The 15740-nt window shown below is 45.6% G+C and carries 12 protein-coding genes; all 12 read right to left on the bottom strand.

Translation table 11 applies throughout. From position 1 onward, the window contains the following. Nucleotide 1: 1 nt before the first annotated feature. Nucleotides 2–1036, bottom strand: a complete 1035-nt coding sequence (gene gmd, locus HFD97_RS10520; protein WP_167431461.1) for a GDP-mannose 4,6-dehydratase — start codon at nt 1034–1036, stop codon at nt 2–4. Nucleotides 1037–1047: 11 nt separating this feature from the next. Beyond that, nucleotides 1048–4299 carry a glycosyltransferase gene (locus HFD97_RS10515; RefSeq protein WP_167431460.1) on the bottom strand — a complete coding sequence of 1084 codons (3252 nt, stop codon included), beginning with the start codon at nt 4297–4299 and terminating at the stop codon, nt 1048–1050. 2 nt (nt 4300–4301) lie between these two features. Beyond that, complete coding sequence (locus HFD97_RS10510; RefSeq protein WP_167431459.1) at nt 4302–4718, bottom strand: hypothetical protein; 417 nt, start codon at nt 4716–4718, stop codon at nt 4302–4304. Between the two features lie 10 nt (nt 4719–4728). Next, nucleotides 4729–5580, bottom strand: a complete 852-nt coding sequence (locus tag HFD97_RS10505) for a hypothetical protein (protein WP_167431458.1) — start codon at nt 5578–5580, stop codon at nt 4729–4731. Nucleotides 5581–5587: 7 nt separating this feature from the next. Next, entirely contained in the window at nt 5588–6787 is a 1200-nt protein-coding gene (locus HFD97_RS10500) for an ABC transporter ATP-binding protein (protein WP_167431457.1), read from the bottom strand. Further along, nucleotides 6787–7581 (bottom strand): ABC transporter permease, encoded by a 795-nt coding sequence (locus HFD97_RS10495; protein ID WP_167431456.1) that lies wholly within the window; start codon nt 7579–7581, stop codon nt 6787–6789. The genes HFD97_RS10500 and HFD97_RS10495 overlap by 1 nt, the downstream gene beginning before the upstream one ends. After that, entirely contained in the window at nt 7578–8960 is a 1383-nt protein-coding gene (cpsG, locus tag HFD97_RS10490; protein WP_167431455.1) for a phosphomannomutase CpsG, read from the bottom strand. The genes HFD97_RS10495 and cpsG overlap by 4 nt, the downstream gene beginning before the upstream one ends. Nucleotides 8961–8974: 14 nt before the next feature. Then, the gene (locus HFD97_RS10485; protein WP_167431454.1) at nt 8975–10390 is read right to left on the bottom strand and encodes a mannose-1-phosphate guanylyltransferase/mannose-6-phosphate isomerase; all 1416 of its coding nucleotides are present in this window, start codon (nt 10388–10390) and stop codon (nt 8975–8977) included. A gap of 549 nt (nt 10391–10939) precedes the next feature. Next, nucleotides 10940–11953, bottom strand: a complete 1014-nt coding sequence (galE, locus tag HFD97_RS10480; RefSeq protein ID WP_167431453.1) for a UDP-glucose 4-epimerase GalE — start codon at nt 11951–11953, stop codon at nt 10940–10942. A gap of 42 nt (nt 11954–11995) precedes the next feature. Further along, nucleotides 11996–12898, bottom strand: coding sequence for a UTP--glucose-1-phosphate uridylyltransferase GalF (gene galF, locus HFD97_RS10475; RefSeq protein ID WP_009089271.1), 903 nt, complete (start codon nt 12896–12898; stop codon nt 11996–11998). A gap of 278 nt (nt 12899–13176) precedes the next feature. Next, nucleotides 13177–14517 (bottom strand): lipopolysaccharide biosynthesis protein, encoded by a 1341-nt coding sequence (locus HFD97_RS10470; protein WP_167431452.1) that lies wholly within the window; start codon nt 14515–14517, stop codon nt 13177–13179. Continuing rightward, nucleotides 14514–15737: a glycosyltransferase gene (locus HFD97_RS10465; RefSeq protein ID WP_009089267.1), complete on the bottom strand. Its 1224-nt coding sequence runs from the start codon at nt 15735–15737 to the stop codon at nt 14514–14516. Before HFD97_RS10465 ends, HFD97_RS10470 begins: the two co-directional genes overlap by 4 nt. Nucleotides 15738–15740: the final 3 nt, after the last annotated feature.

Genomic DNA, 15740 nt, shown 5'->3' with positions numbered 1-15740 from the left:
ATCAGAAGGAGAACCCTTGTTTATTGCGGCGCAGATCTTCTTCTACCATCATCGCACACAATTCTTCGAGCGTGGTTTTTGGTTCCCAGCCCAGAATGTCTTTCGCGCGCTGTGGATTACCAATCAGTAATTCTACTTCAGCAGGACGGTAGAACTTAGGATTGACCTTGACCACCACTTTATTGGTGGCGACATCGATGGCAACTTCCTGCTCATCTTTACCTTCGAAGCGCAATTCAATGCCAGCCGCTTTGAACGCCATTGAAACGAAGTCACGGACTGTTTCAGTGCGGTTAGTTGCCAGGACAAATGTATCTGGCTCATCAGCCTGCAGCATACGCCACATGCCTTCGACATATTCCTTAGCAAAGCCCCAGTCACGCTTGGCGTCCATGTTACCTAACTCAAGCACATCCAGCTTACCGAGCTTAATTTTGGCTACTGAATCGGTGATCTTACGGGTGACAAACTCCTGTCCACGCAGTGGTGATTCGTGGTTAAACAGAATGCCGCTTGATGCGAAGATGTTGTAGCTCTCACGGTAGTTAATCGTCATCCAGTGGGCATACAATTTTGCAACGCCATACGGGCTACGCGGATAGAAGGGTGTATCTTCTTTTTGCGGAATAGCCTGAACTTTACCAAACATCTCTGAGGTAGACGCCTGATAGAAACGAATCTTAGGGTTCACGATGCGAATAGCTTCTAACAGGTTTACCGGGCCAATACCGGTAATTTCAGCGGTGGTCAGCGGCTGGTCGAAAGAAACACCTACAAAGCTCTGAGCCGCAAGGTTGTAAACTTCGGTCGCTTTGCTTTCCTGAAGTAAACGAATGCTTGATGACAGATCAGTCAGATCATATTCGACCAGGTGAAGATTAGGATTATTTTTGATTCCTAATTCTTCGATGCGCCAGAAGTTTACCGAACTGGTACGGCGATAGGTGCCAAAGACTGTATAACCTTTGTCGAGTAACAATTCGGCTAAATAAGCGCCATCCTGACCAGTGATGCCTGTAATAACTGCAGATTTCATAAAATATTACCTTAAACCAGGGTGTTATAGAGATCGATTGATTCTTTAGCAGAGTTGTACGATGACAGCTGTCTGACTCGTAGCAATGCGCCTTCGCTAAGTTTAGCTACAGCACTGTCATCATTGTTTAACAATGCGATTTTATCAGCAAGAGCTTGTGAATTACCATCTTCAAACAGTAATCCACAATAGTTATCAATGACAACTTCAGGAATTGCGCCTGAGTTGCTTGCAATAACTGGTTTACCGTGTACAAACGCTTCAAGAGGGACTAAACCAAAAGATTCATATCTTGAAGGGAAAATGACGACATCACTTAACGCATAAATTTTCTCACGATCGAAGTCATTAACTTCTCCGAGATATACTATATTGTCGTGATCTTTAAAGCGTTCATTTAGAATAGACCTAATATCAATTGAAGAGCTACCTGCTATTATGAAACACGCATTATTGTTGTTCAAATTATCCAGGTTAAATTTCTCAATTGCGTCTAATAATATATCAATGCCCTTTCTCAATTCCAGTCGACCTAAGAATAGGAATTTTTTCTTATTCTCTAATTTATCATCATTTAATTCAGGGAAGTTGTCTAACTTAGCATAGCCCTGAGAGACTTCATAATAAGGCCAGTAGGCTATACCTGCATGAATTTTATGATACTTTACAGTTTCAGACGGTGAATATTTTTCGATAAAGGTTTTCTTAATAGATTCACTAATAGGAATGACGGCGTTAGCGTTGTTGACAATTTGTGTTTCGAAGAAAGTTAAATAGTCAACATCTTCTGTTTTCATATTCCAGGCATTTTTTTCGTTGGCTACCTTCAGTGGCGTAACTAATCTGACCACTAAAGGGATTTTAAGCTTTTTATTAATCAGGCTAAATGCATAAACTTCAGAATCCCAAAGACATGAATCAACAACTGATACAGGATGAATCTCGTTAAGGCTATCTATTTCTACCGCCACTCTTGTAGACCATCCAAGAATAGAGTTGGCAATTTTTGAATCATCAATGTATATGTGATTAACCGATTGTTTTTCAATCGCAATAAGCTTAAATCGACCGCGCTCTAAAACATTAGGCTCATCACTTTCAATAATTACAGTTACAAAATGTCCAGCCAGCAGCAGTTCACTGACAAGGTGATAATAAAGTGTACCAATCCCACCAGAACGGGTAAATGGAGGAAACTCTTTACTAACAACTACAATATGAAGTCGCTTATACTCTGAAGACTCAAGGTTGAACGGAAGAAATTCTCCTGGCTTTAAATCTTCATTGTTTAATAGTTTTGCAGGATTGTTAGCTGCACTTAAACCAGCATCGAAACCTCGCCAGATATCAGCAAGATATTCATCAAACTGATATTTATTAATTTCTTTTTTATTATAACCACTTTGTATGTAATCGACTCTTTCCCTTTTGACGATAGATTTAAGTTCTTCTATCAGGAAATCCCGATTTTCTTTTGAGTAGGTTAGTGCAAAATAAACAGTATTTTTTACAATTGAGTACCAGTTATAGCCATATTTATTAGTTCTGTTTTCGCTTTGCGCAAATTCATGTCTTAAATATGCATTCTCACAATGATTAATTGAGAAACCATTTTTAATTAACCTAAAACAAAGATCGGTTTCATCAAGAAAGTAATCATATTCTTCATCAAATCCGCCACACTCTATTAGATAATCACGTCTGAAAATAGAGTTAGTACCAAGCAACGTCCTATTATAATCAGGATCATTCTTAATAGATTCGTTAGGATCGACAACACCACTACCAAAATGATCAACAAATATGTCTTTGGCTTGGAAATTCAATGACCCTGCATAGTAGGTGGGACCACCTGCACCAGCCACGTAGGAGTGTGTACTGTTAAAATAGTTTACAAGTGTTTCAAACCAGTCGAAAAACGGTATCGCATCATCATCAATAAACGCAACAAGATCTCCAGAAGCAGCTTTGATGCCTATATTACGTGATATAGATAGGTTTTTTACTGGATTGTTAAATACTTTAATTAGATGAGACCATTTCTCAAGTACTTGCGAAGTATTATCGGTAGATGGTCCATTGACGACAATGACTTCAAAATTATTGCTATAGCTTTTTCCCAGGTAATCCAGACACCTGTCTAAATGATCGCCGCGATTGAGAGTACAGATAACGACAGAAACAGTTTTAAATTGATCTTTATGCGGAAGAATCGTTGACAGGAAGCTATCTGCATATCCTTTCCACGAACTATAATTATTTTTAGTCAGTACATCATTTTGATAATCAATCAATGTCTGTCGGTAAATATTATCATTTAGAGATTTAGTTAACAGACCTTCCAGCTCATCTGTACCGTTAAATATACCTGGAGAACCTGATAATGTCTCAAATACCGCTGCCTTATTTAAGGCTAGAACGGGCAATTGATACTGTGAAGCTTCAAGTAAGGGTACCCCGAATCCTTCATGTTCACTAAACGAGATGAAGCAGGATGATTTTTTATAATAACTATCCAGTTCTTCTTCAGATACAGAGCCTGTAAGGATTACCTGATTTTTTAGATCGAGATCGTTAATAAGTTGAACTACTTTTTTATAGTAGGCAGAAGCGGTATCGTATTTACCCACAAGGAAAAGTTTATTAACTGTGTTTTTCTTTCTGTATTGATTGAAGAACTCGATCAGTTTATGTTGACATTTGTTTTCGCAAACTCTCCCCACAAATAAAATATTTTTTTCAACCTCATCTACTTTTCTAAGTTTATCAAGTTTACGATCATCTATGATTATAGGCAATTTAAGCGTTCTATTCTCAGGAAATCCAAGCTTGATAATTTCCTGGATGTTATAAAAGCTATCACCCGTAACAAAACTAAACTTGTCGATTATCGAACTTAGCTGGTCTCTACCCTTTTTACAGAGGTCATAAAGAAATGATTTTTTTTCGAAGAAATAATGGGGCGTAATATTATGATAATGTAGAACTTTAAAGCCTCGAGACGCGATTACTTTATCGGCACAATGTGCCGAAAATGCAGAAAAATGGAAAAGTATAATATCGTCATCCGTTGTCTGTAAATGATCGATGAACTTTACCAAAGGCTCTCTTTCTGGATGAAAATGCCTGACATAAATTTCTGATGTCAAGCCATATGCGCTTTTTACGTACTCATCGATATTTACGACATGATTAGAACATGCATCATACATATCCAAAGATTCAATTACTTGGATAAACCGTCCTGAAAAATGCTTATACATATTCAGCCTCTAACCTTAATATATATTTTTCTTGCAAGATCAAAAAGGGTTTTATTTTTACGCAATATTTTTACTGCGCCATACTTGAAACTGCCTTTTACCTTGACTTTAGATTTAGGATGGAGAGCCAGAAGGTTAATAAATATAAATGGACTTCCTCTGAATCTATCAATAAACGAATACCCTTCAATGTTTTCAGGCGAGCCTTTTGTAATCAAGACGACCATGGTCTTACGATAATCATCTTTACATAAAGTTATTAATTCATTGATCTCAAATCGGGTAGTCTTGAAAAGAAATCTTAATTCCTTAGGTAAAATATTGATACCTGTTCTTTCAGTCTGTCTCCTTTCTGAACGGGCATCTTCGATTGTCTCCAAAATAGCCTCATTGGCAGAGACAATTTTTTCATTATTCATAAGAACTCCGTTATTTAGTTGCGGAAATTTCCATTTCTCTGCAAAGACCGTTCTTTCTGTTATCTTCTACTAACGTTACATTAGTAAAACCAGCATCAGTAAGCATTTTTTTTAACGAGTCGACCGAGAACATTATGTAATGGAAGTCGCCTTCATAGTCCTGTGCTCCATAAGTTACTTTACGGAGATCATCGAAACTCATGTTTCCACTGACGTAATCCTTAATCATACTATCTGCGTCTGGCGTAACTAATTTAAGTATCCCGCCAGTTTTGAGCTTCTTATGCCAATGTGGAAAAATAACTTTGTTAAGTTCTAATTCTGTAAAGTGTTCAATGAGATGTGCAGCATAAATTTCTTCTAATTCTTCATCTTCAAATACTAAATCGCTTGCGCTGCAGATTACATCGACCCCAGGTAATTCTCTGGCATCAACGTTTATATAACCTTCAGGTTGAATATGTCCGCAACCAATATTGATCTTTCTCCAGCCGAGATTATCAAATTTATCTGAGGATAATATCTTTGTTTCAATTTCTTTTTTATTATCTCTGTCTGTCAACGTTCCTGTTTTCAGACGCAGTTCGAACATGAATTCTTCGCGTACAAATTCGAGCCTATCCTGAAGATTATGTACAAGCTGCTCAATGACGGCATTTTTTTCAGCAGTCTGATCAACACCAGCTTGAATCAACTGGCTCTTTTCTTCATTTAGCCGATTAAACTTTTCATCAATAGATACTATGTTTTGATTTAAAGCTTCAATTTTGTTATCAACATTTGTCACCTTACTTTCGAGTACATTAAAGATGTTAATAATATTATTATATTTATTTTTGATATCGCTTATAATATTTAACATAATTTTCCTAAATTTTGTTTACGATGCAGGTGTTTTCAAGCCAGGCGCTGCCGACAAATATTTTCCCAGGTGCTATTACGTTAAATTGCCCTAAGCCATCTTTCCAGTGAAAGCACTCTTCGTAATGATCCCTTTCTTTGTGTAATGCTGCTGAAATACTGTATTCGCCAACGCCTATATTCATATTAAATTTAAATCTAACGATCTTTTTACCCAGCTCATTCATTTCGATTTTGTGAGCGAGTGTATTAGTTCCAAAAACGATATTCCCAAGGCGATCCCGGATATGAAATCCAAGAGTCAGACCGGAGCTAACCTCTTTGTTATCAATGGTAAAGCATAGCGAACTCTCTTCAGCAACATTAACCACCTCAGTCTTTTGACCTGCTGAATTTTCAAGAAAGAATTTAGTAATAACCGCTTTTTTATTACCCGATTCAGATTTACCGTTTTCTGCATTAATGGCATTCTGTTCGGAACTTTTAGAAAGTTTGGCATTATATAAATTCATTACATCTGTAGGAGCGCCATCCGCTAAAATCTGTCCTTTATCGAGTAGGATAGCTCGGGTACAAATATTAGCTATTGCAGCCTGATCATGAGAAACAATGAGCAGTGTTGTGCCTTGTGCTTTAAATTCTCTGATTCTGTTGAAACACTTTGCCTGGAAATAAGCGTCTCCAACAGAAAGAGCTTCATCCACTATTAGCAACTCAGGCCTGACAGCAGTTGCAACAGCAAAGGCCAGCCTTACCTGCATGCCGCTAGAATATGTTCTAACAGGTTGATCAATATATTCATGTATTTCCGCAAAGGCCTCAATCGCCGGCATAAGGTCTTTGATTTGAGCACTATTAAGTCCCATTAACTGACCAGACATATAAACGTTGTCTCTGCCAGTAAAGTCAGGATGAAAGCCCATACCTAATTCAAGTAAAGCTGCCACTCTTCCGGTAACTGATACACTTCCTGAAGTGGCAATTGTTGTGCCAGTGATAATTTTCAAGAGCGTACTTTTGCCAGCGCCATTCATCCCAATGATGCCAACGGATTCACCGGCCCCGACTTTAAAGTCTATACCTTTAAGTATATCGATAGTTGTATGACACTTCTTATATCCCAATGATGCCCATTCAATCAGGCGATAGTTTTTTTTGGGATAATTTTTGTAGCTCTTTGTGACATTATTGACAGAAATTATATTCATTAGAGTTCATCTACCATTTCGCCGGAATGTTTACGGTAAAGATAAAATGCAGTGATATTAAAAAATACAGCAAGTATCATTGCCAAAGTTACGTTGCTCCATTCCGGAGCTTGATGATTAACAAATATATTCTGATATCCCATTATGATGCCAGTCATGGGGTTCATCAACAGCCAGTGTCTGGCCCATTCAGGCAGAATATTAATCAGGTAAATAACGGGGGTAAACCAGAACCAGAATTGAAGAACAATATTCATAAATTGTCCTACATCTCTGAAGAAAACGTTTAAAACTCCAAGCGTAATCCCCAAACCAGTTGCAAAAAGTATCTGTATTACAAGTAACGGGATAATATAAAGTATTTCAAAACCCGGGAAATTGCCTGATATAAGGAGAAACATTACATAGAGAGAAAAAATTATCAAAAAGTTTGTAAAAGAAACTCCTATTGAAATAATTGGTAAACAAATTCGCGGAAAATTGAGTTTCTTTAAATAGTTTCCACTATCTACAAAAATATTAATCAATCTGGCAACTAATTCTGAGAAAAGGCCCCAGGTCAAAAGTCCAGCACAAAGATAAATGCTATATGCAAATGGACCATTATTATCTGGCATCCTCGCCTTCATGACTTCCGAAAAAATGACTGTATAGACTGTAATCATGGCTAAGGGTTGCAGCACCAACCATGCCGCACCAAAGATACTTGTCTGATACCTGCTTTTAAAATCACGAATTATACTATTTAATATAAAATCACGATATCCGGCCGCAGCCACTAATGACTTTATCATTTATTATTTCCTTGAATCACATCAATTAAATTTTTTGTATTTAACTCCATTTCACGCAAGCAACCCCGAGCTTCCACATTGATTCTTAGTAAAGGTTCGGTGTTAGAATTTCTTACGTTTACTCTCCAGTTTTCAAATTCAATACTTACTCCATCAATGTAGTTCTCGTTGACGCAGTCTTTTAGATATTTAGCTTTTATAGCTTCGATGACTTTCTGTGTATCTTTCACTTTGAAGTTAATCTCACCGCTGCAAGGAAACGCCTTCATTCTTTCCGAAACCAGTCCGGAGAGCGTCTCCCCTTTCACTGCCAGCAGTTCAGCCACCAGCAGCCATGGAATCATGCCGCTGTCGCAGTAAGCGAAGTCGCGGAAGTAGTGATGAGCACTCATTTCCCCTCCATAGACTGCATCTTCTTCACGCATGCGCTCTTTGATGAAGGCGTGACCGGTTTTAGACATTACCGGAATACCACCTGCTTTAGTCACCACGTCGATGGTGTTCCAGGTCAGGCGGGGATCGTGAATGATTTTCGCACCAGACTCTTTTTTAAGGAACGCTTCAGCTAACAGGCCAACGATGTAATAGCCTTCAATGAACTCTGCATTCTCATCAAACAGGAAGCAGCGATCAAAGTCACCGTCGAAGGCGATACCCATATCCGCCTGATGCGCACGCACCGCATCAGAAGTATCTTTACGGCACTCTGGAAGCAGAGGATTAGGAATACCATTGGGGAAATTGCCGTCTGCTTCATGATGTACTTTGATAAACGATACAGGCGCATTCGCCTGCTTAAAGCGTTTTTCAATCTCATCGATGATATGACCCGCAGCACCATTCCCTGAGTTGATGACAAGCTTCATCGGTTTGGTAAAATTATTCAGGTCGATGTAGCCCATCAGATGATCGACATAAGCATCCAGTACTGAAATCTGCTTATAGCTACCGCGTTTGCCCTCTTCTACTGGAGCAAAATCATTGGCTTCCGCCAGACGCTGAACATCACGCAGACCGGTGTCACCGCTGACAGGACGTGCACCTTCCCGTACCAGTTTCATGCCGTTGTAGTTCATCGGGTTATGGCTGGCAGTCACTTCAATGCCGCCATCAAGACCTAAATGAAAGGTAGCGAAGTAGATCTCTTCTGTTCCGCTCATGCCAATGTCGAGTACATCGGTGCCCGCATCCCGCAGTCCATTGGCCAGTGCCAGCTTTAATGACTCGCTGGTCAGTCGGACATCGCCGCCCACGACGATCGTTTTTGGGCGGACGAATTCGCCATAGGCGCGGCCGATACGGTAGGCAATATCTTCGTTCAGTTCAGTGCCTAATTCGCCACGAATGTCATAAGCTTTAAAACAGGTCAGTGCTGCCATGATCTTGTCTGTCCTTACTTACTTGCAAACTGTTGTTTAATCAAAATGAGGTCATCATCGCCAAGGTAAGAGCCCGACTGAATCTCCAGCAGTTCCAGTGGAATCTTGCCTGGGTTTTCTAAAGTGTGCGGGTGACCGATGGGAATAAAGGTTGACTGGTTTTCTGTCAGCAACAGGGTTTTATCCTGAATGGTGACCTGGGCTGTGCCTGAGAGTATCACCCAGTGTTCGGTACGGTGATAATGCATCTGCAACTGGAAGGCTTCGCCAGGCTTAACCGTAATACGGTTAACGTTGAAACGACCCGTGTTCACCACCAGATCACAACGTCCCCAGGGCCAGTAGGTTTCCCGATGGCGGCGGTATTCGCTGCGGCATTCGCTCTTCAGGAACTCAACTACACGCTTAACATCCTGAACCTGATCTTTACGCGCGACCAGTACCGCATCCTTAGTATTTACAATCACCAGATTTTCAACGCCAATGGCAGCAACCAGCTGATCTTCACTATTGATGTAGCAGTTTTTAGCGTTATGCAGGAAGGTGTCACCCTTCAGGGAGTTACCATGTGCATCTTTATCATTCACTTCCCACAGTGCAGACCAGGAGCCCACATCACTCCATCCGGCCGCCAGTGGGACAACCACTGCCGCATCGGTCTGTTCCATGACGGCGTAATCGACTGACTCATCCGGGCAGGCGATAAAGTCATCTTTATCAATACTGATAAAATCGTTGCCTTCTTTGACGTTAGCCATGGCACGTCGGCAGGCTTCAAGGATATCCGGACGGAATTTCTCAAGCTCCTGCAGATAACGTTTAGCCCGGAACATGAACATGCCGCTGTTCCAGTAATACTCACCTGACTCGAGGTACTGCTCAGCAGTGCTCTGATTCGGTTTTTCAACAAAGCGCTGAACCTGATAAGGACCATTTTCTGAGCCTGGCAGCGCTTCGCCACGCTGAATATAGCCATATCCGGTTTCCGGACCGGTTGGCACGATGCCGAAAGTCACCAGCTTGCCCTGTTTGGCATAGGCGGTAGCGACTTTGATAGCCTGATGAAACGCAACGCGGTCTTCAATCACGTGATCAGCAGCCAGCACCAGCAGAACCGGATCATCGCCCTGCTCTACAGCGTTCAGCGCAGCCAGTGCAATGGCAGGAGCTGTGTTGCGCCCTACCGGCTCAAGAATAATGTTATGAGATAGCTTGTTGATTTGTCGCAATTGCTCGGCAACCAGGAAACGGTGCTCCTCGTTGCAGATGACCATTGGTGCGCGTGCCTCGACGCCGCTCAGACGATTGACAGTCTCCTGCAGCATGGAGTGCTCGCCATGCAGACAGATAAACTGTTTAGGGTAAAGTTCGCGGGAAAGGGGCCATAAGCGGCTGCCGGTTCCTCCGGCCATGATTACGGGAAGTAACATTCCACATCCTCTAACAAATTTAAACATGCTATGCATATAAGCGGGTCAATATTTATTCATTATAAATAAACAGCCACGCTACCGCCCCTGGCTTGCAGCAACCAATGCGCTGTGTGATAGGAATTTCGCCTTCACGGGTTAGCTTGTCGATGCGCTGATGATATTTCATTCAATCGCATACGGGTTCCGGGATAACTGCAAATAGTACATTTTGTGCGGCAAAAATAATATGCCTAATCTTCCAATGCGAGTGACAAAACTTAAGACTGACTAAACAATAATCGTGCCCAGCATGATGAGATGTAAGCACTGGCAAAACAGCATAGTCGCTCAGGAAAAATCATGCATAGTGCTTCTTCACAGAGCCGTACTACTCTCTATTGTCATCAGCCCCTCATTTCGAAAGACCAGGATAATTCTGTATTAAGCGTCGAGATATCCATAAACTGCCAGTTAAGTGAATGAGCAAACCACGAATCTGAAGTTCCTCTTAATGCAGGCATAAAAAAACCCGGTCAAAACCGGGTTTTTTGATTATTACGTCGTCAACTACCGGAACCCATCCGGGTTCCTACTCTGCCAGTTCCACGTATCGCGCATCATTTCATCGATGCCACGTGTTACGCGCCAGTCGAGCTCACGGTTCGCCAGGGACGCATCTGCCCAGAAGGCAGGCAGGTCGCCGTCACGACGCGGTTTAATCTCAAACGGAATTGCTTTGCCGGAGGCCTGCTCAAACGCCTTGATCATCTCCAGTACCGAGAAGCCTTTACCGCCGCCGAGGTTAAAGGCGGTGTAGCCCTCAACTTTGCTCAGATGGTCCAGCGCTTTCAGGTGTCCTTCAGCCAGGTCGACCACATGGATGTAGTCACGCAGGCAGGTGCCGTCTGGCGTTTCGTAGTCTCCGCCAAACACACCCAGCTTCTCCAGACGACCAATCGCGACCTGTGCGATGTAAGGCAGCAGGTTATTCGGGATGCCGGTCGGGTCTTCGCCGATTTCGCCTGACTCATGCGCGCCAACCGGGTTGAAGTAGCGCAGCGCAATCGCCTTAAACTTCGGCTCTGCTTTGGCGAAGTCGCGCATGACGAACTCGATCATCAGCTTAGAAGTGCCGTAAGGACTGGTGGTGCCGCCAATCGGGGTTGTTTCCACATAGGGAACCGGTGCATCCGCGCCATAAACGGTGGCTGACGAACTGAAGATGAAGTTCCAGACGCCCGCGTTGCGCATCTCTTCCAGCAGCACTACCGTACCCGCGACGTTGTTCTCGTAGTACTCCAGAGGCATACGCGTCGACTCACCGACCGCTTTCAGCGCGGCGAAGTGGATGACGGCGGAAATGCTGTTTGAGGCAAACAGGTCGCGCAGGCAGGCGCGGTCACGGATGTCGCCTTCGACGAAGGTCGCTTTCTTCCCCGCCAGCTTTTCAACGCGGTTGATCGCTTCGCGTGAGGCATTGCAGAGGTTATCCAGCACCACCACATCATCACCGCGCTGCAGCAGCGCCAGTACGGTATGGGAACCGATATAGCCTGCCCCGCCCGTTACCAAAATAGCCATGTGCACTCCTTGTAAGCTGCCGCGCAGTGCGCGGCAAAATAATTACTGTTGTTTTGCCAGGATGTTCTGAATCGCTTCGCGGAAATCGCGGCCCTGGGCGTTGTTACGCAGTCCGTAAGAGACGAACGCCTGCATGTAACCCAGTTTACGACCGCAGTCGAAGCTGTGGCCGGTCAGCAGTGAAACATCAACAGGTTTGTTTTTGCTCAGGCTGGCGATCGCATCGGTCAGCTGGATACGGCCCCAGGCGCCAGGTTCAGTGCGCTCCAGTTCAGCCCAGATGTCCGCAGAGAGCACATAGCGCCCTACCGCAGCCAGGTCAGAGTTCAGCTCAGCCGGATGCTCAGGCTTCTCAACAAAGTTGGTGATACGGCTGATATCACCTGGGTTGTTGATCGGCTCTTCGGTGGTGATCACGGAGTACTCAGAGAGGTCGGAGGCAGGCATATGCTGTGCCAGAACCTGACTGTGGCCGGTCTCTTCAAAACGGGCAACCATCGCCGCGAGATTATAACGCAGGTGGTCAGCAGTGGAATCGTCCAGCAGCACGTCCGGCAGCACCACGACAAATGGATTATCACCGATCATCGGACGGGCGCAGAGAATCGAGTGGCCCAGGCCCAGCGGCTGTGCCTGGCGCACGTTCATGATAGTTACGCCTGGCGGGCAGATAGACTGCACTTCGCTCAGCAGCTGACGCTTCACACGCGCTTCCAGCAGCGCTTCCAGTTCATAAGTGGTATCGAAGTGGTTCTCGACCGCATTTTTCGATGCATGCGTGACCAGCACGATCTCTTTAATACCTGCGGCAACACATTCGTCAACGATGTACTGGATCATCGGTTTGTCGACGACAGGCAGCATCTCTTTCGGAATGGCTTTAGTCGCAGGGAGCATATGCATACCGAGGCCCGCAACCGGGATTACTGCTTTAAGCTTGGTCATATTTATTCCGTTTAATAAAATGAAGATGTGGGTCGATTATGCAGGATCGGCCGGAAGAGCAAGTATAATCTTTATCTGAAAAGCGGACAGTAACTCTCTGTCATAACTTAGAAATTCGGCATTTTGCCCATTGCCAGCGATACCATAAACTGAGTAAAGACAATCAGTAATCGCAGATTGCCACTGTGATCTGCAGCACTGTTCGTTGCATGGCTGAGACCAGCCATAAATGAAAACGGGCGACCCTGAGGTCGCCCGTTGATATCGCTGTGTGATGATTACAGCCAGCCTTCAAACCACTCCGGCATGATGAAGAGATTGAAGTGGTTCACCAGCACCATCAGGCCGACTAAGACCACCGACACCGCCACCCACTGCCGGGCATAGGGCATAAAACGAATGCCAATTACCGGCTTGATAAAGAACGGGTGGGCCAGCGCCGAGATCAGGATCTGCGAGATGGAGAGCGTCAGCGCCACATAGAGTACGTTAGGCCAGATAAAGGTGGTCGCCAGCACGCCCAGCACCACGATACTCGCCACGATGTTCCAGTAGAACTCGACGTTGGTGCGTCCGTTAGCCTGCGAAATGGCACCGGTCAGTCCCCCCATCGGCCGCAGCATACCGAACAGCAGCATCAGCGGGATCAGGTGATAAACCTGCTCGTGAGATGCGCCATAGAGTATACGGACGATCACCGGCGAGAAGATGCCAATGACCAGATACATTGCGCTGCTGAACAGCATGATCCCCAGCGTCCCCTTGAGGAACAGCTTTTTCAGCTGCTCAGCATCGTGCTGCTTCTCAGCAAAGCGCGGCAGCGCCAGACGGTTGATGACCGGCGTCACCAGCTTCAGCGGTTGCAGCACCAGCTCTTTTGCCAGCGAGTAGACACCCAGCATCTCAGCGCCCATCACCTTACCGACCACCAGCGCATCCGCCTGGGTGCGCAGCTGATTAATGGTCTGGGAGCCAAGCTGGTAGCTGCCGTAGCGAATCGCCCCGAAGAAGGTCGCTTTGTCGAACTCCCAGGTCGGGCGCCATGACTTCTCACCCAATGCAATCATGCAGAGGATACGGGTAAAGGCATTGATGAACAGGCCGAGAATCGCTGCCGCTACGGTCAGTGAGGTGAACTCCAGCATTGCCACCACACAGAGGAAGGCAAACAGCTTGGTGCCCATCTCAATCTTCGCCAGCGACACCATCCGCCTGGTCTTGATGTAGTGCGCCTGATACTGCGACAGATGTCCCAGCACGAGGAAGTTGAGACTGGTCAGCATGATCAGCCCCGTCAGCTCCGGCAGGTGATAGAACCAGGCCACCGGGAAAGCGATCAGCAGCATGATCAGGCCGGTGCAGAGACTGAGTGATACGTTAACCCAGTAGATGGTGCTCTGCTCACGGCGGGTGATGTTCTGGCGATGCACCAGATAACTGCTCATCCCCATATCCTGCAGGACACCCGCCACCGCCAGAATGGCGTTGATGATGGCCAGCAGTCCCAGCTCGTGGGTTTCCAGTTTGCGGGCGAGAAAGCTCAGCTGTGCAACCTGCAGCACCGCAGAAAAGCAGGTGCTGCCAAACAGCCAAATCGCCTGTGACTTAAATCCACTCACACCAGTCGCTCCAGAATCTGTGCCAGTTCGCCATAGGCGATATGCTGATTGAACTCCGTCTCAACTTTATGCCGCGCAGCAGCGACCACCGGGGCCACATCCACTTCGCCCTCAGAGAGCTTAAGCAGCGTCTCTGCCAGCGCCTCGGGATCGTCCTCTTCCACCAGCCAGCCGGAGACATTGTTCTCAATCAGTTCGGGAATACCGCTGTGGAAGGTAGAGACCACCGGCAGGCCGACCGCCATCGCCTCCATCAGCGCAACCGGAATCCCTTCCATGTCGCCATCAGCGGCGGTTTTGGAAGGCAGCAGGAAGATGTCCGCTTCGCTCAGCGCGCGACGAATCTCCTCCTGCGGTTTGAAGCCCGGCATACTGACGCAATCTTCCATTCCCTCGCGGGCGATGAAATCACGCATCATCTCATCCTGATCGCCATTGCCGATGATGGTGTACTGGAACTGACCGCCCCGCTGCTTCAGGATGGCGCTGGCTTTCACCGCCACATCCAGCCCTTTCTTCTCGGTCAGACGCGCCACCGAAACGATACGCAGCGGCTTGTGAAATGCCTGCCGCGGCTGGAAGTTAAACTTCTCTGGCTCAATCCCCATGCGTGTCACATGAATTTTTTCCGGCGGGCAGCCCATCTCAATCAGCTTGTTTTCCCACAGGTGGCTGATTGGCAGCATCAGTTCGCTCTGGCGGAACAGGTTGACGTAGTCGAGCTTGTGCTCTTCCAGAATGTGACGACGGGAAATATCGGCGCCGTGGAACACGGTCGCCTGCTTGCCCTTCAGTACGCCCAGCTCACGCAGCTTATTCGCCAGCGCACCGGCATAGCCGAAATGCACCAGGAAAACATCCGCGGTGAACGTCTGCTTCGCATTAGCCACGATCGACGGCAGCAGCAGCTTGCTGGACTGCGCGCCATATCGACGCATGTTCAGCGAACGCAGCAGCGACGGTTTGGTCACGTTCGGCAGCACCAGCCTGATGCGCTGGTTGAGCTTATCGACAATCGAGATCTTCTCTTCCGGCAGCAGATAATGCGTCTTCGCCGCCAGACCATACTCATCAAACGCGGCGTGCCGGTTCACTAAATCGCCGGGAAAGACTGAAATAATCTCCACCTCGTAACCGGCATCAATAAAATGGGTTACCTGATTCAGAACGAATGTCTCAGAGGCAACCGGGAAACGCATGGTGAAAAAAGTCAGTTTCATCAC

It is taken from the genome of Pantoea sp. EKM103V (genome assembly GCF_011800365.1).
In the GTDB taxonomy this organism is placed as follows: Bacteria; Pseudomonadota; Gammaproteobacteria; order Enterobacterales; family Enterobacteriaceae; genus Pantoea; species Pantoea anthophila.
The sequence above is the reverse complement of the archived record's forward strand: the minus strand, read 5'-3'. Positions and strand labels throughout refer to the sequence as shown.

Coding starts and splice junctions, on each gene's coding strand:
- HFD97_RS10485 (WP_167431454.1), bottom strand. CDS start 10,390: ATGTTACTTCCCGTAATCATGGCCGGAGGAACCGGCAGCCGCTTATGG.
- HFD97_RS10465 (WP_009089267.1), bottom strand. CDS start 15,737: ATGAAACTGACTTTTTTCACCATGCGTTTCCCGGTTGCCTCTGAGACA.
- galE (WP_167431453.1), bottom strand. CDS start 11,953: ATGGCTATTTTGGTAACGGGCGGGGCAGGCTATATCGGTTCCCATACC.
- cpsG (WP_167431455.1), bottom strand. CDS start 8,960: ATGGCAGCACTGACCTGTTTTAAAGCTTATGACATTCGTGGCGAATTA.
- galF (WP_009089271.1), bottom strand. CDS start 12,898: ATGACCAAGCTTAAAGCAGTAATCCCGGTTGCGGGCCTCGGTATGCAT.
- HFD97_RS10515 (WP_167431460.1), bottom strand. CDS start 4,299: ATGTATAAGCATTTTTCAGGACGGTTTATCCAAGTAATTGAATCTTTG.
- HFD97_RS10495 (WP_167431456.1), bottom strand. CDS start 7,581: ATGATAAAGTCATTAGTGGCTGCGGCCGGATATCGTGATTTTATATTA.
- HFD97_RS10500 (WP_167431457.1), bottom strand. CDS start 6,787: ATGAATATAATTTCTGTCAATAATGTCACAAAGAGCTACAAAAATTAT.
- HFD97_RS10510 (WP_167431459.1), bottom strand. CDS start 4,718: ATGAATAATGAAAAAATTGTCTCTGCCAATGAGGCTATTTTGGAGACA.
- gmd (WP_167431461.1), bottom strand. CDS start 1,036: ATGAAATCTGCAGTTATTACAGGCATCACTGGTCAGGATGGCGCTTAT.
- HFD97_RS10505 (WP_167431458.1), bottom strand. CDS start 5,580: ATGTTAAATATTATAAGCGATATCAAAAATAAATATAATAATATTATT.